This window comes from Desulforhabdus amnigena (genome assembly GCF_027925305.1).
Classification (GTDB): domain Bacteria; phylum Desulfobacterota; class Syntrophobacteria; order Syntrophobacterales; family Syntrophobacteraceae; genus Desulforhabdus; species Desulforhabdus amnigena.
In genome coordinates, this window is sequence record NZ_BSDR01000001.1 from 2,106,509 (window position 1) to 2,127,051 (window position 20,543).

Here is a 20,543-nt window from a genome sequence, read left to right on the forward strand (position 1 = left end):
GATATAAAGCATGCGGAATGAGAGATGTAAAACGGCCATGGAGAAGATTTCTAAAGCAAAAAAATATCTGCTTGACAGCATGAGAAATGGTTCACTAGAATCGTTCCGCGTGGGTTTTGCTATATCAAAAGGGGAATTGAACTTAAGAGAAACGGGGAGGAAAGGAGAATTCATGAGATGTAAAAAGCTTATTTCCTGTGGGATTATTGCTACGATCCTGGTTTTCACCGCAGCATTCATTGTAGTTGCAGAAGAAAAGGTGCCGGATGTCATCACGATAAAGGCCGCCCTTTGGCCTACCCCTACAAAGTCACCGGTCGAATTCACTCATAAAAAACATGTTGAGGAATACAAGATCGCATGTACCGAGTGCCATCACAAGTTTGAAGACGGCAAGAATGTGTGGAAAGATGGCGATCCCGTCCAAAAATGTGAAGCATGCCATAATGAAGCTACGATTCAAGGAGAAAAGAAACTCTCTCCTGACCAGCAAAAGTTGAATCTTAAGCTCGCCTTCCATGGCAATTGCGTTGGGTGCCATCAAAAACTCAAAAAGGAAAAACCTGACACGAAAGCTCCCGTGACCTGTATAGGTTGCCATCCGGCAAAGAGCTAGCGCAGTTTGGCACAAATCATCATCCAGTCCGGCATGTTTTGTGAAGTCTCACCTTGAAGTTCAGGGAGATATGCCCCTGGAATCAACACTCAAACACAGACCAGCCTCTCAAAAAAAAGCCACCCGGGATTATGATTGTCCCGGATGGCTCATAAAAAGCTTTTGTGTCGCCGACAAGTGTAAGATGCTTACACTTCTTCTACCGTGATCGCATTCTGCTCACAAACTTCCACACAGCTTTCGCAACCCAGGCATTCGTCTTCATTAACAGGCTCGGCTTTGCCGTCTATCAGCTCATAAACATCCACGGGGCAAACATCTACACATTCGCCATCGCCAATACACTTGTCTTTATCGACGGTAACTTTGAACATTTCTTCCTCCATTTCGCTTAATGTAAAAACTCTCACCCATTGTCGGTACAAACACGGGCTGGGGACACACAATGTCAGTCCCAAACATCAAACTCAAGCCTAGTCTAGGTAACCCCTTCAATTCATGTTGTCAAGCTCAATGATGGAAAACTCTTGCTTCAACAGACACCATCTTTTCCTGAAACGAAATCCGGCCGGGAAAAACCCGCTTCATTCCCTTAAGAACTTGTACATTGAGGAATGAAAGCGATAATCGATGATTCTCGAGTCCGTCGACCAATCGATACAAAAGAGGTACTTGAAAGCAGGAATTGAAAGATTTGATCCTTCTGAGCCAGTCGGTCTTTTACGGGCGAATCGGAAATTCATGGAGGGCAAAAACGCCATGAAGGCTCCACGATGGACGGAAGCCAATCCTGGAGCCTTCAGGAGATTTTGCTTAGACGCAACCGGTAGGCTTGGGAAGACCAGCCATTTTACAAGCTCCCTTGCCCGGTCCCGAGGGGAACAGCTCATAGATGTATTTCAGCTTGTAACCGGTTACCTTGGTAAGAATACGAACCATGGGGGCAATACCGTGCTTTTTGTAGTAGTCCTGAAGCACATGAATAACCTTCCAGTGTTCTTCCGTAAGCTCGGTAATACCTTCAGATGTCTTAACATACTCAACCCAGTCGGGATTCCACTGGTCAAAACTGCTGATGAAACCGTCTTCATCAACTTCAAACGTTTTACCTTTGAACTCAACTGTTGCCATGGACAGTCTCTCCTTTTAATAGGCGGTTAAATATTCATGGGTACCGGACATACTTCGTTCCGCATCGGCCTTGTGAGCCAAAATCTCGCCCATCCTCTCCTTACGGTGGCATAAGGCGGCATTTACCATCGCCTTTGCCCAATGTTCGTTTCCTACGGCGTGAATGTGTGAATAACTTGCCAGCACGTTCTTATAGCACATTCCATCCCATCCCGCTACTATTCCATGTCCCTTTTTCAATCGAAAAATGAATGGGAAAGACGGGTCGGGTCCGATGATCCTGGAATAGTGAAATTCATGCCCTTTCAGGGAAGTTCCCTTGGCAAAATACGGATTGTCGTTCACGCACTCCAGCAGCGTGTATCCATGACCTTGAGGCTTTTCTTCCAGTACCACATCAAACGGAAATATCCCCATCATGGGAAAGGTTTTCTCGTGATAGGCGATTTTCCGGCACAAGAACATCAACCCGCCACATTCGGCGTAGACGGGCAATCCGGCATTGATTTCAGTTTTCAGGGATTCCCTGAAAACTGTGTTGCCGGCCAGGATTTCCAGATGTGTTTCTGGAAACCCCCCTCCGATATAGAGCGCATCCACATGCGGTAAAGGAGAATTTTCAAAGCTCGAAATCTCCACGAGGATAGCACCCTGTTCTTGTAAGGCTTCAAGGTTTTCAGGATAATAAAATTGGAAAGCCGAATCACGAACGACACCGATCACAGCCGGCCTGTGCGCCTGAAACCTCTTGGGTTCTAGGGCCAGGGGAGCCGGCCAACCCAGAGGTTCAGCCTTTTCGGCTACTTGCCAAAGCCCTTTCAAGTCGACACAGTCGTTGATCTTAGCGGCAATGAATTCCAAAGCGTTGGAAGCATTTTTCGATTCCTGGGGAGGAACAAGTCCGAGATGACGCTCCGGAAAGAAATTCTTCTTTTCTTTAGGAATAACCCCCATTACGGGGACATCGCAATAGCGCTCAATGGCTCCTCGCAGCACCTTCTCATGCCGCTTTCCGGCCACCTGATTCAAAATGACCCCTGCAATATTCACTTTGGGGTCCAGGTGCTGACATCCGAGAACCAGAGCTGCTGCAGTCCGCGTCATCTTGGTGGCATCCAATACAAGGATCACCGGCGCCCTGAACAGCTTTGAAAGCTCGCCGGTAGAGAAGCTCCCCTGAACATCCACCCCGTCGTAGAGACCTCTGTTGCCTTCAATGAGGCTCAGGTCGCCCTTATTGGAGCGGTTGACAAAAGAACGAAGCATTGCATCCGGATCCATGAGAAAGGGATCCAGATTGTAACATGGCCGGCCGGCAGCCATAGCCAACCAACCCGCATCGATATAATCGGGCCCTTTTTTAAAGGGAATCACCTGCAAACCGAGATTGGCCCGCCATGCCGCAGCAAGCCCCATGGATACAATGGTCTTACCTGAGCCGCCTCGCAGTGCAGCGATCACCAACCGCGGTTTTCGAAATAACATCGACATTCTCTCTTACAAAGAGCGCCATGCAGAACAACCCATTCTCCATGGCGCCTCGGTGTACAATTAGAACTTGAACTGCGTGGTTGTTCTCCAGGTCATCATAGCCAACCGATAGTCATCGATGTGCTCATGTTTGAATTCAAGACCTGTTTTCTCGAAGAAGCGTTCCCAACCGATACGGTTGATCCAGTCGCCGATACGTTCATAACGGCGGCCGCCGGCAGCGTATTCTTCAACGATTCTCTTGATGGTATTGACCGTGGTCGGCCAACGGGGCGGTTCGTTGGGAATGTAAGGAACAGCCAGTTTGGAGAACATGGGGGCTGACAGAACGTTGGAAACTTTCCCGCCTACCCACAGAGCCATACCATCGCCTTCTCCATCGGCCAGAGGCAGAGCAGGACACATGGTATAGCAGTTGCCACAGAACATACAACGGCTCTGGTTGATTTCAACGCTCTTCTTGTCATCAACCTTTTTGGGCTTGATGGCTGCCGTCGGACATGCGGCAATAACCAGAGGAATTTCACATACGTTCTGTACACGATCATGCTCGATGAAAGGCGGCTTTCTGTGCACGCCAAGGATAGCGATATCCGAGCAATGTACGGCGCCGCACATATTCAAGCAGCAGGCCAGAGCGATTCGGACCTGGGCAGGAAGCTTGTGAGAACCGAAATATTCGAACAGCTCATCCATTACAGACTTAACAACACCAGAAGCGTCGATGGCGGGAGTATGGCAGTGAGCCCAGCCCTGAGTATGCACGATACTGGTGATGCTGTTTCCAGTGCCACCGATGGGGAACCAGTTGCCACGGCTGCGGAGATCATCGATCAGCGGCTGCAGTTTGGATTTATCGCTTACCAGGAACTCGATATTGTTACGGGTAGTCCAACGCAGATAACCGTCACAATATTTGTCGGCGATGTCACAGACTTCGCGGATCAGTTCGATACTGATCAGGCGGGATGCACCGACACGCACCGTATAGAGCTCGGCACCGGTTTCAGAAACGTGAACCAATACACCCGGTTCAAGAATCTCGTGATATTTCCACTTCCCAAAATTTTCTTTAACGATGGGAGGAAAGAATTTATCATACTTTGGAGGGCCGATATCAGTGATACGATCTTGCATAAGATTGTTGGGATCAAAAGCCATTTGTTTTTCCTCCTAAGCTTGATGGCGTTGACGGAAAGCCACTGCATCGTGTTCCCATCCACCAGGAACCTCTGCTGGATCGTAGAAAATGTACGGGTTGAAACGCGGAGTATTGACCATACGCGCATCAGGCGTCAGGTCGCATGCCTTCAGAAATTCACGGAGGCTCAACCGCTGGATCAATTCACCCAGACGTTCACGGTTCTTACCGTTTTCCATCCACCAATCCCAAACCTTCTCGACAAATTCCTTGAATTCACCGTAAGGAGGCTCCATCTTCATGAATGGGATCACAACGCTTGACATTTGAGCACCTTCCAAGATGGGGGCTTTTGCGCCCACCAGGATTGTGGCGCCCGTATCCAGACCGGGTCTCAAAGCACGAGGCATTACACGGATGCAGTGCATACAACGGGTACAGTCCTCATCCCAGATCTTGAGGTTTTTCCCATCCCATTCCATACACTTGGTGGGACACAGATCGATGACCTCTGCATTGATGTCGAAGGCACGCTTTTCAGTTCCCCCTGCACCCGCATGAGGGACCAGCTCGCCGCCTACATAGGCGCGCACGGCTTCCTGATCAATGCGGATCTTGTCGCGCCAGGTTCCGATGATGGAGCAGTCCGAGCGGGCGATGGCCGCCACACAGTCACAGGGGCAACCGGAAGCCTTGAACTTGAACTTGTAAGGGAACATGGGGCGATGGAGGGCATCCTGATATTCCATAGTCAGGTCATAAATGAGATCCTGAGTATCGATACAGGACCACTCGCAGCGAGATTTGCCCAGACAGCCTTCAGGGGTTCTCAGGTTGGAACCGGAGCCGCCGAGATCCATACCCATTTCATGAGTCAGTTCATAAAAGAGGGGTTCCAGGTTATCGGTGGTGGTCCCGAGAAGAACGATGTCCCCCGTAGACCCGTGCATATTGGTGAGACCGCTTCCTCTGGGCTCCCAAAGGTCACAGAGTTTGCGCAGAACCTCAGTGGTGTAGTACTTGCTTGCGGGTTGATTGACACGGACGGTGTGGAAATGTGCAATTGCGGGGAAAAGGTCGGGACGATCGCAGTAACGGCCGATAATGCCTCCGCCGTATCCGAGCACCCCCACGATACCACCGTGCTTCCAGTGTCCCTCCTTTTCCCGGTAGGACAGTTCCATAACGCCTAACCAGTCTTCACACATGGCGCTCTTGGGAGCCATTCTCTTAACATCAGAGACAAAACTCGGCCAGGGCCCTTTTTCAAGTTCGTCAAGCATAGGAGTTGCATGCTTCAGTGCCATTCGATTTACCTCCATAGGCCAATTTCTCTTTTAGTTTCAACGGTATTCACCCTTTTTTTCTTCCTTACGAAGAATCCTCAAACCTCCTCCTATTCACCTCCTTCTATATGGAGAGACATAGTCCAAACTCCATCAAACCCTTTAGGAACTAGCGTATTTTCCCACTTAATCCAGAAATTCGAAAGGAAATTACGGCGGGCTTAGGCCATACCCTTTTCTTCTTTTTCCACATCCCCCTCGCTCGGGAGCATATACATAGTCGTGCTGCCGCTGGACCAGTACTTCAACTTGCCTTCGTTGACCAGCTCATTGATGATCTTCTTGGCCTGCATCATTTTGATCTCGGGCACAGCCTTGCACAAGTCGTTGAAATAAAGTTTGCTCTTTTTTTGCGTCTTTACAAATTCCATGATACGATTTTTTGCATCCTCACTCATACTATCCTCCTGTAAGGAATCCGAACGCATCCAATAAAAACAACAGAATTGATTCTTTCTGTTTGCCCTCACGCATATAAGTGAATTGATTCACTTCGACTGATTAACTCGGGACATGCTCTTTGTCAATAAAAAAGTCCCTGAGGAATCCGGTACAAAGCCCCATCGAAAAAACACGCGAGAGCCCCTCATGGAAAAAGGAGACCAAGCTTGACACTCCCCTATCTTGTTGTTAATTACCGCCTGTCCATGGTGGCCTTCGGTACAGTAATGACCATCGAAACTGAAAAGTTTCACGTTCATCCCGTGCAGAGGTCAGCAAACCATTCAGATCAAATTGAAGACCTGTCTCCCCCTTTTGTACGGAAGGTTCAGGCTTTTCTGGATGGAAAGCCTTCTGCCCGCCCGTATTTTGAAGGGGCATGAGTCCATCGATTCTGTTAGAATAATTTTTCGACCATATATTACAAAACAAGGAGAGAGTAAAGAGATCATGGCACATCCAAGCGAAGCGGAATTGAAACTCAACCTTTATATAAAGTTTTTGAGGGAGAGATTGTTTTTTGAACCTACGTCGGCCACTCTGCATTACAACCTCGGGCTTGCCTATTCTCAAAAAGGCCAGTTAGACGAGGCCATCTCCGAATTCAAGCAGGCTCTGGAGAATGATCCAAACCTCGTGGACGCCTATGTCAACATGGGAGGGATGTTTTACCAGAAAGGCGATATGGATCAGTGCATCGATGCCAATTTGAAAGCGCTCGCTCTAGATCCAAAACTCGCCATAGCTCACAGCAATGTGGGATTTGCCTATCTTCAGAAAGGTGACTATGAAAATGCCATAGAATCCAGCAAGCAGGCCATTGAAATCATTCCCGACAATCTCCAGGCATACAACAATCTCGCAGTCGCATACATCCAGGCCGAAAAACCCCGGGAGAGCATCGAAGCATCTCTCAAGATCTTGAGCATCAACGACCAGTTTGCTCCCGCGCACTACAACCTGGCAGTCGCCTACCGGCTGACCGGCGCCATGAAAGAAGCTCGGAAGCATTATGAAAAAGCGAAGGCACTGGGCTATCCCATCGACAGTGCTGCCGAAGCCGAGTGGCGTAACGAAGAATAGATCGGATCTTCATCAGCTCTGCACTGCCAAAGAACATGAACAATCAATAACATGATTCCCTTCCACCGCAGCTCTGAGGCCATGGGTTTGGAGGATAAACAACTCCCCATCCGGTTTACCTCATCGCTCCTACCCGAAGGGAGTCTTCGATTTGATCGAGGTTTAACGATGGAAATCGGCAAAGATATGTTTGTCATATTGGAATATACCGTTCGTTTGAAAGACGGTTCCTACGTCAAAGGGGAAGGCACCCCAGTATCTCTCAATTTCATCTCAGGCTACGACCAGATTCTTCCATCCCTGGAAAAAAGACTTGTGGGGCTGGAATTGGGGGCGGAAACCGATTTTATCATTCCCGCCCGCGAAGCCTTTGGCGAACATGACAAAAACCAGGTACGCCGAAAGAGTTTCAAAGAATTTCCGGAAGGTCGATCCCTGGAGGTAGGGAAATGGGTAGTGGCAACCAACAGTGAAACACAGGCACAATATGGCTATTATGTGAAGGAAAAAACCGACGATGAGGTGGTCTTGGATTATAACCACCCCCTCGCCGGAAAGGATTTGTATTATCATGTGAAGGTAGTCCACCTGAGGCCCGCATCCAAAGAGGAACTGAAAGAAATACGCCCCTGCGAGCACGCAGATGAAGAAGAGGAATCCCGGGCGGTGTCTTTGCAATAACAGACTTTAAGGATAAACCGGTGGGAATGTAACGTTCCGGAACACCGGAGAAAAAGAAATCCCTGAATCCTCCTTCATAAGGGGGATTCAGGGGGATGTATAATACTTGCTCCTCCCAGCCCTCTAAAGCTGACGCTTTTCCTTGACCCAAACACAAAAATCATAGATCGTCCGGGCTCTTGCATCCCCATCAATCAATCCCCGACACAATTCAAACAGCTCTCTATGCAAAGATACCGATTCTTCCCGCTCCCCCTGCGATTGATAAAATTCCTTCACCAATACATTGGCCTTCAAGGATGCAGAGCTAAACATTCTCTCTCTAGGATCTTTAGGTTCCTGGAAAGGCTCCCAGTTCTCGTATCCAATCCGCAGAATACGCTCCTGCCCCCGCTTGGACATGGAGTCGAAAATCGCCTTTTTTTTCATCTCATATTCGTTTTCATCCACCATTTACACACACTCTTTTCCATAATAGCCGCACAGGAAGTCAATTCCCGCTCGAAGGGTTCAACGCCAAAACAATTTCAGACGGATTTTCTTAAATTCCCTTGTACTGAAAAGGATCCGGTAATCAGTCAGTCCAATCGCCTTTCCGAGTTTCCCTGCAATCCGCTCACAGTCTTCTATGCTCCGACCGTGCACCATAGCATAGAGATTATAAGGCCAAGTTGGGTAAGCAGGCCTGTAGTAACAGTGGCTCACTTCAGGGTGGGATGCAAGGATTTGCCCACTTGCGTCGAGCCGTTCCTCGGGACACCGCCACACCACCATGCCATTGGCGCTGAAACCTACCTGACGATGGTTCAGTACGGCAGCAAAACGGCGGATGAATCCTCTTTGGATCCAAAGAAGCATCAGTTCCAAAAGCTCCGTCTCTTCCATCCCTATGGAATCCGCCCAAACCTTGAAAGGCTTTCCAACGAGCGGTAGATCCTCCTGAATGCATCTCACCACGCGAATGTTATCCTCGCAGGGATCAAATTGAATCGAAGATTCCACAAGAGGCAGACCCGCCGGATCTTCGACAGCCTCACTTTCTCCTTCCTCGAGAACATCCAGAACCACCGCAAGCTTATATTTCTTCAGCGCCGGCAAGAGCAACGTCGGCCAGCCACCGGCTGCCTTGGAAAGCTCTTCTATCGTCTCTTCCAGGGAAATCCCCGGAGGGACAGCAATGGTAAACCATATATTGTAATTGCCCGATCGCAAATAGTTGTGACTCACACCCGGATAGAGATTGATTGCGGCAGCAGCCCGTTCCACTTCACCTTCAGGAACCGACATAGCCACCAGACAGCTCCGGTACCCGAGAGCTCCCGTATTGAAGATGGCGCTGATCTGCCTCAGCAGCTTTTGTTCCTTCAGCCTCCCTATACGTTTTAGAACGTTGTCTTCATTGATTCCAAGCCCCTCAGACAAAACGCGGTATGGTTCTGAAATCAAAGGGAAAGATCGCTGTATTCGATCGAGCAGAACGCGGTTGATGGAGTCCAATACTCTTGCTCCTTATGGTCACGTTGTCCGAGATTGTATTTTCATCATGAATTCCCCGAAAAACAGGTCCTTCCAGACGTGCTTAAATCCTCATTCTGAGTTTTTCACTATATACACGTGTATCAGTTGTGACAAGCACAGGAAACACAATCCCTCTGAGGAACAGAAAAACGTTGATCGTTACAAACGGAAAGGGACGGGGATCTTTCATGAATTGTCACAAGATTTCCTGTCGCAGTATCATTTCAGGGAGAATAATGATAAACAGATGCTTTCTTGTCATCATCCGTAGATTAAAAACACCTTTTCCTTTTATCCCGGGTTGGTAGAAGACTATTTCGTCTGTGTAATCTGTGTAATCTGTGGATTGATTTAGCCTGATTTTCACCACACCATGAGGAAACTAAAAATGCAAAGATCCTTTCCGGTGCATCTCCTGGTAAGCACGCCCAGTGGTCCAATCCCTTTGACACCCGAACGCGCCAGAATCTCCCTTCCCCAGGGACCTGAAGCTCAAGGCGCGTTGATCCATTACGGTCCCTTTCTTCAAGCCGTTGCCCGCTTCTTATCCCAAGATTCATATGCCCCTCTCCTCCATTCTCTCTCCCGGCAACTCGATCGACCGATTGCCCGGGAAGACATTGAAAATGTGGAGTTGATCAGCGAAAAACACGGGGTTCTTTACCACGTGGTTCATTTGCGCGTTCACATAAAAAGCGAAAGAGTGTCGCTTGTACTGAATGTAGCCGTCAAGCCCGAACAGCAGGCGTTTCTCGAAAGCGAATGCAGTCTCCTGGAAATGCTGCACCAGCATTTCGGCCTGCCTTACCTTCCACGGCCTCTCTTCAAAGGAGAAGCGCTTTATACCGGAGATGACGGCTCCGAACTGACACTGAAGATTTTCATGGCAGAGTGGTTCGAAGGATTCCACGAATTTCACCTTTCGATGGAACCTCAACAGGAGCAGCCTGTAATCAAGGTTTGGGGATTGGAAGAGGGGGACACGGTTCTCAGAACAGATCAGGCTCTGGCCCTCTATCAGCATGCATCGGCCATTCTGACCGCCTATCTCGATCCTGCTTCCTTCAGGCAGATCTACCCCTGGCACCACGCGGCAGGAGATTTCATTCTCAAGCAAACCCCAAACGGCATCCAACTGCGCCTCGTCACCGCCCGGGATTACCGGGCCCTCATTTCTCTGGGAGCGGACCCGGAGGAAAAGTGGGTCGCTCTGGTACATTTCTTTTTCAACCTCACTCTTCGCATGCGCATGGACCGACTGGATGGAACGGGAAAACGGGCCTGGGCGCCCCCTGAAAGTCTTAGTGGCGTGCTATCGGGATTTCTGGAATCCTGGTCTGAAAAAGCTCGGTTGGACCCCTCTCTGCCGCCGGCAGAGGATGTGCTTCACCTTCTGCGCCGATTCACACCGCGGGAGTGGATTTCTCTCGGAGAGGTCGTCCTGGAAGATGGCATGGTAGAAACCGATGAGCTTGATTTCCTGAGCTATCATATGGCGGAACACGTATCAGCGCTCATGGATGCTCTCGATAAACAAAGGCCCTGATTTTTCGTTCCGTCCGAAAGAGGATATCAGAAAAGCTCACCGGTCGACCGCCTCTGTGGCGGTTCCCCCGGCGAAAACTATCTCATATGCATCATTGCATCCGGCCCCGCTCAGAAGATGCGAAGGGAATAACGGCCAATTCAATTCCCATTTTCAGCAGCGCCGCCTTCCCGCGAACAGTGAGATCACTCGTAAAGAGGTTCTGATCACGGCCCTCAATGGGATACGCCTTCAGCCTGTAGTGCGTTCCCCAAGGTTTTTCAGCGACGGAAACACGAATGGGGTTCTTCAATTGCACGAAAGGACTGGTCAAAGCCACATCATACAACTTCTGCCTCACCAACTGTGCATCATGCGTTGGGTTCAGATAAAAATTTGCGACACAGAGTAATTCCCGTTTGGCATCGTTGGCATTGTAGATGTTGGAATCCCAGATCTTTTTATGGGGAATGCTCACCAGGGTATCATCCAGCGTCACCATTCTCAGAACTCGCGCTTCCAGGGATTTCACCTCTCCATAGGCGCCGTCGATTTCCACCCAGTCCCCCGGCCGGTAGGGCCGTTCATATATGGCGACGATACCTGCAGCAAGGCTGCTGACATAATCCTTAAAAGCAAAGCCGACCCCCAGGCCCACTGCCCCCAAAAGGGCCAACAGATTTTCCGGAGTGGGGTGAATGATCATGGGAACAATCCATATGATGGATACGATCCATATGATCAATCGCAAGACAGGGACAAGGGGAAGAATTTTAAAACGGAAACGTTCTGGAACGTTACCCGCAAACCACGGAAATACACGTTCAACGAATTCGATCAACAGCCATGAAGCGACAACGATGAAAAATATGATCAAGTAATTGATTTCGTTAAAATTTCTAAACACACTAACCATTGTCTCATCCATGACATCCCCCTAAACCGCATCCACAAGATATCCGCCACTGGCCAAAAACTGCCGTACGGCGGGGTACCCCAGTGCCGGTATATGCCATACGCCTTTCTCCAGTGCCAACAGCCCCGCAGCGCGCGACAGGTGCAAGGTTCTCAGAATTTCAGGGGGAGCCAGGGGGAGCAGGTGGGAGAGGAGTTGTGTCGAAAGACCACCGTGAAGCAAAATGGCATCCAGAACAAAATATAAATCGCGATCCATCTGTCTGGGGAGAACAGGAAGGTCCAAGTCATTCCAGGGTCTTACCCATATGGTGTTGCCTCGATCTGCAGCCGCCGTTTGTCGAACCTTCTCATTGGCCTCCTCTTCCGGAGCCAATCGCAGGCTGTACTTCCAAACAGCCAGCGCAATACCCAGTATCCCGCGGCTGAATGCCGCAACATGATTGAGAAAGTCGGTGACCTCAACCTTTTCACCCTCACCCTTTTTTTCTTCGCCACCCTTTTGCTGTCCACCGGCCTCTTTTTCATTACCCTTCACAGGAAGGAGAACAAACTTACCGTTGTCTGTCTGACGAAATCTAAAAACTGCCTCACTTCCCTCAGTGGAAGGAGGCTGGAAGCAACGCTCCAGACGCTCCCGATCGAAGGCGGCAAGGGTGAGCGGTTCGGGGAGGAAGGATTCCAATTGGAGCGCCATATTGAGGTAAGCCCACGCCCATGTGTCACAGCCGATGATGCAACGTCCGGAAAACGAAAGCAATTTGTCCACAAGTTTGCGCATCAAATCGAGGCCTTCATAATGACGCAGATAGTAATGTTCCAGATGGGGAATGATTAAGAAAGCATTCGATGAATCGGGTATTCGGGAGATCCACGCGTCACCGCCCGCCAAAATCTGGTTGGTAGACGGAGCTCTCAGAATCCGCCACGGAGGTGTTTCTCCCAAGCATTCGAGAATTTCGGAAACTCCACTGTGGGGTGCGCCCAGAACGATCCTAAAGGGGCATTCCGGGTGGTCCGTGTTCAGCCAATCCGATAAAGCGCCGTTCAAGGCAGGAACGGCCTCCTTCCAATTGGGAACGGGGATGATGCGATTCAGCATTGACTGATCGACTTCACGCAATTCCGTTTGAACCACCTTTTCTTTTGTCTTTTCAGGGGCTCTCCACAACCGGTCCCACAGACCGAGTATCCCTTTGCGCATTACCTCCCCTGTCGGCTCTCTCGGTTTCACATACTGAGACCATGGGACAAAATCCCAAAGGCCGGATTGAATCATATCATCCTCAAGAAGGGTATTGGCCTGCATCTATAAACTCACCTCATCGGTCTCATTCCGATTTTTCTTCCCTGGAAACATTGGCATTATGAACCATGATCTGAGTGAAAGGAATTTCCCAGCCATACCGGTTACATGCATCCACAGAGATCCTCTGAATGCACCGCGCGAGAGTGTCGTGATTCTTTGCAGCCCTCCCATGGAAGTCGGCAATAATGGCATAGTCGAGAGAAGAAGCCCCCGCTTCCTTGAATTCCACCTTGAGATTCACCAGGTCTTTTCCATACCCCTCTTTGTCGAGCTCTTCCATGAGGCTCTTCGCCAGTTTCTGCGGCACTTCCTGCGTCGAGATGGATTGATGCCGATAATCGATCCCGAAGGTGATATTGAGCCTGAAATTTGTGGAGATGTTATTGGGGTTCATTTCCAAGAACTCTTTGGTCGGATAGGTCTTCCGGCTGCCCCCCAGGAGCACGAGCTGCACCATTTCGGGAGTCTGCGAAATCACTTTGCCCCGCGTGCCGTCGGAAAGGATCACCCAATCCCCCTCCTTGCAGGGAAACCATGGCTCGGCGGAATCATAAGGGCGTGAGCGAAGGTCTTCCAGATCTTTCAACGGCAGGTGGAGCACACCTCCCTGAAGTTCGGGGTTGACCAGAAGCGTGTCGAAGCTCAAAACCTCCACCTTCCAGGGAAGCCCCCGGTATACGACACGTTCCCCTTCCTTGACGGTACTGAGGTTCAGCAGAAGCTTACCCTGATCATAAAACCTGGGAAATGCCTGCTTGGCTGTCCAGGCAAGACCAAAAAGAAAAAGGAGTGAGATGCCTAGGAGCACCCAATCCCCTGCGACATAAAAGACCAATAGAGAGGCACCGATGGCCCCTATGAAGGTCAAAATATGGTAGATCACCGTAGCCAGGCGGAGATAAAATGAATGTTTGAGGGACTTATGAATCAGACCGGATTTGTAGACGTATCGATAAAAAAGGCGAAACAGCAGGAAAACCGAAACAAATGCCAGTACAGCAAAAAAAAGATTCCTGCCCCGACTTCTGAAAAAAACGAGAACAACGTCTTGAGTGGACTGCCAAAAAGATTCCTTTTCTTTGAGCCGCTCTGACAGCTGATACTGAGCGACAGAAAGTTGATTGGATATCTGCTGTTCCCTGCCCTTCCATTCTTTTTCCAAATCCTCCAGTTCTTTTTTCAGCATGGGATCTTTGACACCGGCCAAACGCTTTTCAATATTCGAGAGGGCTGTTTTAACAATGGGGATCCGCTTTTGGTAATAGTCCACTTCACCACGAAGTTTTTCAATTTCCCGGGGGCGGGCCGTCATGTTCCTCAGTTCCTGGACGATGGGCCCCAGAAGATCCTGCATCTCTTCAGACCAGTTGAAGATCGTCTTGGGCCTGGCTGAAAACGCTTCCAGATCGGTACCCGTTGCAATTTCATCAAAGTTCTTGTCCAGGCTGCTCAAACGATTATCTATTTCATTTATTTCATTAATGATTCTAACTTTTTGATCTTCCGTCGCAGCTTCTTTCAGTTCCTTTTCCTTCGCCCTGCGCTGCTCCGTGAGGATTTGCACGGACTCCATGATATTCCCGAGAGTGATGAGGGTGGCCTCTTCCCGGATACTGTCCTCGGCAACGGGCTTCGGCGCTTCCGGTTTTGCCGTTTGCGCAAAACCAGGGCTGCATTCCAAAGACAGAAAAAACACCAGGAAGACAAAAGGGGACACCAGTTTACGTTTTCTGAACCTATGTGAAATCATCTCTCATTTACTCACGTAAAAAGTCTATTACTGGATGTCGGGTGAAGAAGGCTTGGGCACAAAGAATTCAGCCTTTGGAAATTGGCTCAAGTCCTTGGCGATGCCCGCACGAAGGAACGCATTGACCCAATGAAAAATATCGTTCTTTTGAATGGAGCGCCTCATTTTCTCCATTCTGGCATGCCGAGTTTCCCCATCCATGATGAAAGCCTCGTAAATCGCGTCGGCAACCCCCTCGATGTCATAGGGGTTCACCAGCAGTGCACCGTTGTAAAGCTGAGCGGCCGCTCCGGCGAATTCACTCAATATCAAAACACCGTTGTTTTCTATGCTGCTGGCACAGAATTCCTTTGCCACCAGATTCATTCCGTCCTTGAGAGGCGTGATCAACGCAACCTCACAGGTACGATAGTAAGCCAGCAACTCCACCCGGTTGAGAGAGCGGTAAATGTAGTGAACAGGAGTCCATCCCACCTCCGTAAAGCGGCCGTTGATTTCACCCACCAGCCTCTCAATTTCGTGCTTCAATGCTTCATACTCCGGAACATCCTGACGACTGGGCACGACCACCTGGATCAGCGTGATTTTTCTTCTCAGCTCCGGATAGCGTTCCAGGGCATTGGCGAAAGCCAGCAACCGGTGAGGAATTCCCTTGGTATAGTCCAGACGGTCCACTCCCAGTATCAACTGCCGTTCGGGGAGATTGGCATGAATGATCCAGGCCAGGTCCTGCACTTCCCGGGTTCCGGCAAACTCCGCAAATTGTTTGAAATCGATGCTTATGGGAAAAGTCCCCACCAACACTTCCCTTTTGGGGGTCAGACACCTGGCAACCTGACCATGCCCGATCACCTTTGATCCAGGAATCAGCATGCGCACACAGTCCATAAAATTCCGCCGGTCGCGCACTGTCTGAAACCCTACCAAATCATACTGGAGCATTGCTTCGAGGATCTGAAAGCGCCACGGCAAACGAATGAAACCGTCCAACGGGGGGAAAGGAATGTGAAGGAAAAAACCGGTGTGCCGATTGACTCCCATCTTCTTCAGTTGATCCGCCACAAGGATCAACTGATAATCGTGAACCCATACATAGTCTTCCTCTTCCCCTGTATTTTCAGCAATAGCCCTGGCAAATTTGGCGTTCACCTGCTCGTAGACCCTCCAATACGCCGGATCGAAATTGCACCGTGAAGGCAGATCGTGAAAAAGAGGCCAGAGAATTTCATTGGAAAAACCAAAATAGTACTTCTGGATTTCCTCCTGCGTCAGATCCACCGGTTTGAGGGAATAGCCCGTCTCACGAGAGCCTTGGGCGAGCAGTTCCTCTAAAGCGCCATCATCCATGGATCCCTGCAGGTTCGATCCCAGCCAGCCGATCCATAAACCGCCGCGGTCCCGCAAAACAGGACCCAGCGCCGTCACAAGCCCTCCGGAACCCGATTTGATCATCCATTTCCCATCATTTCCCTTTTCCACGACTATCGCCAAACGGTTCGAGACGACAGCAAGTCTGGTTGTCTCCATTTATTTCAGCTCCCACAGGTACAAGTCAATGAAATCCAGGCTTCCAGAAACTGCTTAACAGCCTGACAATCCTTTAGAAATCCCTTTGCAGCAGTTGGATAGGAAGACGTGCCGACCTTTATTCCGATTCCCCGTTCCTGAATGATTCTGAAAGCGTCCTCATCGGTTTCATCATCGCCCACATATACCGGAAAGACTCCCGGCGGCTGGTGGAACAACAATTCCGACACGGCATCCCCTTTATGCCACCCGGCGCAACGGATCTCCACTCCCCCGTTGAACCGCCGGCACTCCAGATCATAAAGGAGGGCAAGCCGACTCCATTCCGTAAACATGCTTTCTTCCATAGTGGAAGCCAACCGGGCGTCCACACCCCGTGTGTGCATTGCGATAGAAGCGATCTTGAATTCCAGCTTCCTGCCATATCCTCTTTGCAACGCTTTTGTCTTTGCCTTTTGAAGCCCCTCTTTCTGTTCCGCTGAAGGCGACCGGACAATGCACGTGTCATCATCGGGGCGCCGCAGCTCAAACCCATGGCTCCCGATGATAGTCACGGGGAGGTTTTCCAGAAGTTCCAATACCTCAGCGACAGGCCTGCCCGAGACAACGGCTACGCTCATCTTGTCTTTTGCCACGATAGCCCGCAGCAGTTCCAATACTCCCGACAGAGGCCGGGCCTGCATGGGGTCCACATGAAAAGGGGCAAGGGTTCCATCATAATCCAGTCCCAGAAATCTTGTTCCGGAAGCGCAAACACGCTCCCAGAAATCCGGAACATTGCCGATCTCTATTTTTCTTTCTCTATTGCAGTCCATTACAACTCGATTCTCTCAACGCTTTCATACATGATGGCAAACATGAGGGTCAGATACTCGCGCAGGTGACGCGTCACGAGGAAGTTATTGAGAACGAGATCCTTTGCCTTTCTTCCCATCTCTTCCAATTTGTCCCGTTTTTTCAAGAGATAACGTACACGAAGGGCTGCACCTTCCGGGGTATTGACAAGAAATCCCGTATGATGATTGATGACTTGCAGGCGGATGCCGCCGGTATCGCCCCCGATCACGGGCTTTCCTTTCCACATGGCCTCCGTTACCGTAAGGCCGAAGCCCTCTTTGGTGGATTTCTGCAGGCAAATGGTGGAAGCCCGCTGCAGAGCGTTGATTTCCCGGTGGGCATCAGAGGGCAACAATAGGATATGGATATCCGGATCATCTCCGGCCGCATTTCTCACTTCCTTCAAGACCTCTTCCCCTTCAGGATCATCGGTGGCACCCCCCCCCGCCAAGACCAGCTGTACCGAAGTAAATTCTTTGACCTGCCGGTAGGCATGGATCACCCCCACAGGGTCCTTGAAGCGGTCAAAACGGGAAACCTGAGTGATGAGAGGCTTGTCCGGATCCAGGCCCCAGCGGTCGAAGACGGCATTCACCTCGCCGGGAAAGAGTTCCCTGTTCTTTTGACTCAGCGGATCGATACTTGGAGCGATCAGATACAGCGGGTGAGGAAGGGGCTGCGCGAAATCGGCCAGCGACCACACACTGGCATCATAGCCCACCACAAAATCCCGCAGATACTTCCAGACAGCCCGGTAGGGGCGACTCAAATCGATATGGCATCGCCAGATCCATTTCCCCTTTCGATCGGGACACAATTTCAAAAGAGGCGCTGGTTGCGGATCATGGATAAAGACGAAATCGGCATCTTCCAATTGGCCACGCATTCTCTCCGCATTCTCCTCGTTTGTTTTTTCGTAGATCCTCAAAAGTGCCGGAGGAATTTCCACAGAATCTCCCTGGAGGGCATTGTGAAAACTTTTCGTGCACTGGTAGAATTCTTTTTCACCTGTGATGACCTCCCACTCGGCATTCAGCCCCAATTCCTTTTTGAGAGGAACCAGCCAGTTCAGGATTTCCGCCACTCCTCCGCCCTCCCGGGTCGAATTCACGTGTACGACTTTCATGCCTTTCAGGGGTTCTGCGAGTTGCCTGAGGTGATCGATGACTTCATTTCCAACAATTTGCGCATAACTTTCCAGTAAATTGGCCATGACAGCTACCCCTCCATGGGACACATTTTGAATACCGCCTCGAGTTCCTTCCTCAATGCGGCCAGGGTGGTGAAGTAGGGATCTACGCTGTTGATCCTTTTGATCAACTCATCGTACGCGTCCTCGCCAAAGCTCTGAAGCCATTCCACGAAATCGCTTTTCCCACGTTCCGTCCGCCGCCTCGCATCTATGAAATGATAAAAAATGCTTCCGAGAGACATTTTAGGAATCCGTTCTTGAAGCCCCCTGGGGTGATCGAGGCGTATCCCCGTGTCGAACACAACGATCTGAGAGCGAATGAACTTGAACCGCTGACCGGCCCGGGCCCATGGAACAAACTCGCTTTCCGCAAGCCTCTCTTCGATCACATCGATCAACTCCCTGCGCAAGTCTTCAATATCCTTGTAATGAGTCGGATCTATAATGGCCAGTCTCTCCGCCAGGCGCGTATCGTGAAGATTCCGCCACGCCCAGGCTGCAAAATCATTCTGATATTCAGGTTCATCGAAACTGGATCGAAGCATGCCACCCCAGAAATGATAATAAATGCATCCGGGATGTATCGTCTCCAGGCGATCGCTCAACTCGCGCAGGTTCTGAGCCTCCTTCCCCGTTGCGATGGAGATGAGCGCACAGTCTTTAACAGCAAACGGATCTGCCATGAAGGTCCACCCTCCTTTCGGTTCTGAATGTATGATTTCTTCGTGATGCACCGGATATTTAGAGCCTATCCAAAAACCTACCTCGGCAGCGGACACCCCCCTTTAATCCCCCCCTCAAGGGGGGACCAAGGGGGGTGTCGCAAAGTCCACAGGTGGTTTCTGGATAGGTTCTTAGTAAAGAATCCCCCTCCCAACCTGGAATGATTTTTCGATGACTCCAGAACGGGAACCGGGAGAGAAGCGAGCGTGTACGCATCGTGATCATCGCGTGTACGCTTGCACCATAAGATGAGTCGCAGACAGGAAAAACCTTTGATAATGAGGAAGCCGTACGGGGATAGGGAAAGTTGAAGAACAAAACAGCATTCCACCCGTTACGAAGATCAATGCTGACTCAGACCTTCTTCTCTCCTCTTTATGGCGAAGCCTGTAGAGCCACTTCCACTTCGGTAACGTTTAGAACTTCCCGGAGATTGTTCGGATCGATTTCCACCAGAAAACCTCGTTTCCCACCGTTAATGTAAATCCTGGAGAGCTGAAACAGGCTGGATTCCGCGTATACCGGCATTTGTCGCCGGGTACCAAATGGACTGATACCGCCTACTTGATATCCAGTATGTTTTTGTGCAACCTCCACTTCACAGGGAGTGATGTGTTTGACTCCCATCAAACGGGCCAGCTGTCTGGTAGAAACTTCACAATCGCCATGCATGAGCACCAGGATCGGCTTTTTGGATTCTGTTTCCATCACCAGCGTCTTCACGACCTCATGTTCTGAAACCTTCAAGACCTCAGCCGCATGATGAGTACCCCCATGTTCTTCAAAGGGATAAAGATGACCAATAAACGGAATCTTTCTGCTTCTCAGAAGTCGCACTCCAGGAGTCACTGGATAATCAGCCATTTGCAGCAGACCTTCCCCTTCCGGCATCCCCACCGGAAAGCATGATTGATAATGTAAAACATTTCTTCTCGCTACCTATATGGTCTCGCCTCAGAATGCAGAACAATAAAACAGTAAAATATTCGAGACAATTTGATGAACGGACTTACCCGTAAACATATCAAGTTGTTGTATGCATCTCATAAAAGAATATATGAATATTCAGGAACCTGTCAACCTGCACCTGCCAAAAGGAGCAGACCTATCCATATAAATGTAAATATTATCGAATATTTAAAAATGAATTATTATTCACTTTCTTTTCTCTATTCATCCATCTGCACGACACATTCGATGGGCCGACGGAATATCTAATGACTGGAATACAAATTTTTCATGTGATATATATTCTAAGCTTACTGATTTCTTAAAGTTCCGTATGACAATAAAAAATCCTGAGTGTGAAGGATCTTG

20 protein-coding genes are annotated in these 20,543 nt (G+C 49.8%); 4 read left to right on the forward strand and 16 right to left on the reverse strand.

Annotation, left to right across the window (positions count from 1 at the left end; translation table 11 throughout):
• The first annotated feature begins 37 nt into the window (after window positions 1-37).
• Entirely contained in the window at window positions 38-616 is a 579-nt protein-coding gene (locus QMG16_RS09015; RefSeq protein WP_281793644.1) for a cytochrome c3 family protein, read from the forward strand.
• Window positions 617-804: 188 nt separating this feature from the next.
• Here the strand turns inward: QMG16_RS09015 and QMG16_RS09020 are convergent, their stop codons facing one another.
• From QMG16_RS09020 to QMG16_RS09045, 6 genes are all read right to left on the reverse strand, one after another.
• Window positions 805-1,074, reverse strand: a complete 270-nt coding sequence (locus QMG16_RS09020) for a ferredoxin family protein (protein WP_373878663.1) — start codon at window positions 1,072-1,074, stop codon at window positions 805-807.
• Window positions 1,075-1,429: 355 nt separating this feature from the next.
• The gene (locus tag QMG16_RS09025; protein ID WP_281793646.1) at window positions 1,430-1,747 is read right to left on the reverse strand and encodes a TusE/DsrC/DsvC family sulfur relay protein; all 318 of its coding nucleotides are present in this window, start codon (window positions 1,745-1,747) and stop codon (window positions 1,430-1,432) included.
• A 15-nt stretch (window positions 1,748-1,762) separates the two neighbouring features.
• A complete protein-coding gene (locus QMG16_RS09030; protein ID WP_281793647.1) occupies window positions 1,763-3,232 on the reverse strand; it encodes a cobyrinic acid a,c-diamide synthase CobB in 1,470 nt (489 codons plus the stop codon).
• A gap of 66 nt (window positions 3,233-3,298) precedes the next feature.
• The gene (dsrB, locus tag QMG16_RS09035; protein ID WP_281793648.1) at window positions 3,299-4,399 is read right to left on the reverse strand and encodes a dissimilatory-type sulfite reductase subunit beta; all 1,101 of its coding nucleotides are present in this window, start codon (window positions 4,397-4,399) and stop codon (window positions 3,299-3,301) included.
• Between the two features lie 12 nt (window positions 4,400-4,411).
• Window positions 4,412-5,686, reverse strand: coding sequence for a dissimilatory-type sulfite reductase subunit alpha (gene dsrA, locus QMG16_RS09040; RefSeq protein WP_281793649.1), 1,275 nt, complete (start codon window positions 5,684-5,686; stop codon window positions 4,412-4,414).
• Window positions 5,687-5,886: 200 nt separating this feature from the next.
• Window positions 5,887-6,123, reverse strand: a complete 237-nt coding sequence (locus QMG16_RS09045) for a dissimilatory sulfite reductase D family protein (RefSeq protein WP_281793650.1) — start codon at window positions 6,121-6,123, stop codon at window positions 5,887-5,889.
• Between the two features lie 493 nt (window positions 6,124-6,616).
• On the opposite strand from QMG16_RS09045, the gene QMG16_RS09050 reads away from it, so the two are divergent.
• A complete protein-coding gene (locus tag QMG16_RS09050) occupies window positions 6,617-7,249 on the forward strand; it encodes a tetratricopeptide repeat protein (RefSeq protein ID WP_281793651.1) in 633 nt (210 codons plus the stop codon).
• 168 nt (window positions 7,250-7,417) lie between these two features.
• Entirely contained in the window at window positions 7,418-7,930 is a 513-nt protein-coding gene (locus QMG16_RS09055) for an FKBP-type peptidyl-prolyl cis-trans isomerase (RefSeq protein WP_281793652.1), read from the forward strand.
• Between the two features lie 123 nt (window positions 7,931-8,053).
• Here QMG16_RS09055 and QMG16_RS09060 read toward each other — a convergent pair whose 3' ends face one another.
• The gene (locus QMG16_RS09060) at window positions 8,054-8,383 is read right to left on the reverse strand and encodes a hypothetical protein (RefSeq protein ID WP_281793653.1); all 330 of its coding nucleotides are present in this window, start codon (window positions 8,381-8,383) and stop codon (window positions 8,054-8,056) included.
• A 57-nt stretch (window positions 8,384-8,440) separates the two neighbouring features.
• Window positions 8,441-9,427 (reverse strand): siroheme decarboxylase subunit alpha, encoded by a 987-nt coding sequence (gene ahbA / locus QMG16_RS09065; RefSeq protein ID WP_281793654.1) that lies wholly within the window; start codon window positions 9,425-9,427, stop codon window positions 8,441-8,443.
• 409 nt (window positions 9,428-9,836) lie between these two features.
• Here ahbA and QMG16_RS09070 point away from each other — a divergent pair, with 409 nt between their 5' ends.
• Entirely contained in the window at window positions 9,837-10,994 is a 1,158-nt protein-coding gene (locus QMG16_RS09070; protein ID WP_281793655.1) for a hypothetical protein, read from the forward strand.
• A gap of 91 nt (window positions 10,995-11,085) precedes the next feature.
• Here the strand turns inward: QMG16_RS09070 and QMG16_RS09075 are convergent, their stop codons facing one another.
• The 8 genes from QMG16_RS09075 to QMG16_RS09110 all read right to left on the reverse strand — a co-directional run bounded on the left by QMG16_RS09075 (window position 11,086) and on the right by QMG16_RS09110 (window position 20,090).
• Window positions 11,086-11,889, reverse strand: coding sequence for a mechanosensitive ion channel family protein (locus QMG16_RS09075; protein WP_281793656.1), 804 nt, complete (start codon window positions 11,887-11,889; stop codon window positions 11,086-11,088).
• A gap of 21 nt (window positions 11,890-11,910) precedes the next feature.
• A complete protein-coding gene (locus QMG16_RS09080) occupies window positions 11,911-13,197 on the reverse strand; it encodes a glutathione S-transferase family protein (protein WP_281793657.1) in 1,287 nt (428 codons plus the stop codon).
• A gap of 22 nt (window positions 13,198-13,219) precedes the next feature.
• Window positions 13,220-14,947, reverse strand: coding sequence for a mechanosensitive ion channel (locus QMG16_RS09085; protein WP_281793658.1), 1,728 nt, complete (start codon window positions 14,945-14,947; stop codon window positions 13,220-13,222).
• A gap of 27 nt (window positions 14,948-14,974) precedes the next feature.
• Window positions 14,975-16,474, reverse strand: a complete 1,500-nt coding sequence (locus tag QMG16_RS09090) for an alpha,alpha-trehalose-phosphate synthase (UDP-forming) (RefSeq protein ID WP_281793659.1) — start codon at window positions 16,472-16,474, stop codon at window positions 14,975-14,977.
• A gap of 5 nt (window positions 16,475-16,479) precedes the next feature.
• The gene (otsB, locus tag QMG16_RS09095) at window positions 16,480-17,289 is read right to left on the reverse strand and encodes a trehalose-phosphatase (RefSeq protein WP_281793660.1); all 810 of its coding nucleotides are present in this window, start codon (window positions 17,287-17,289) and stop codon (window positions 16,480-16,482) included.
• Window positions 17,289-18,524 carry a glycosyltransferase gene (locus tag QMG16_RS09100; RefSeq protein WP_281793661.1) on the reverse strand — a complete coding sequence of 412 codons (1,236 nt, stop codon included), beginning with the start codon at window positions 18,522-18,524 and terminating at the stop codon, window positions 17,289-17,291. Before QMG16_RS09100 ends, otsB begins: the two co-directional genes overlap by 1 nt.
• Window positions 18,525-18,529: 5 nt before the next feature.
• Window positions 18,530-19,186, reverse strand: coding sequence for a DUF5752 family protein (locus QMG16_RS09105; RefSeq protein WP_281793662.1), 657 nt, complete (start codon window positions 19,184-19,186; stop codon window positions 18,530-18,532).
• Window positions 19,187-19,601: 415 nt separating this feature from the next.
• The gene (locus tag QMG16_RS09110) at window positions 19,602-20,090 is read right to left on the reverse strand and encodes an aminoacyl-tRNA deacylase (RefSeq protein ID WP_281793663.1); all 489 of its coding nucleotides are present in this window, start codon (window positions 20,088-20,090) and stop codon (window positions 19,602-19,604) included.
• Window positions 20,091-20,543: the final 453 nt, after the last annotated feature.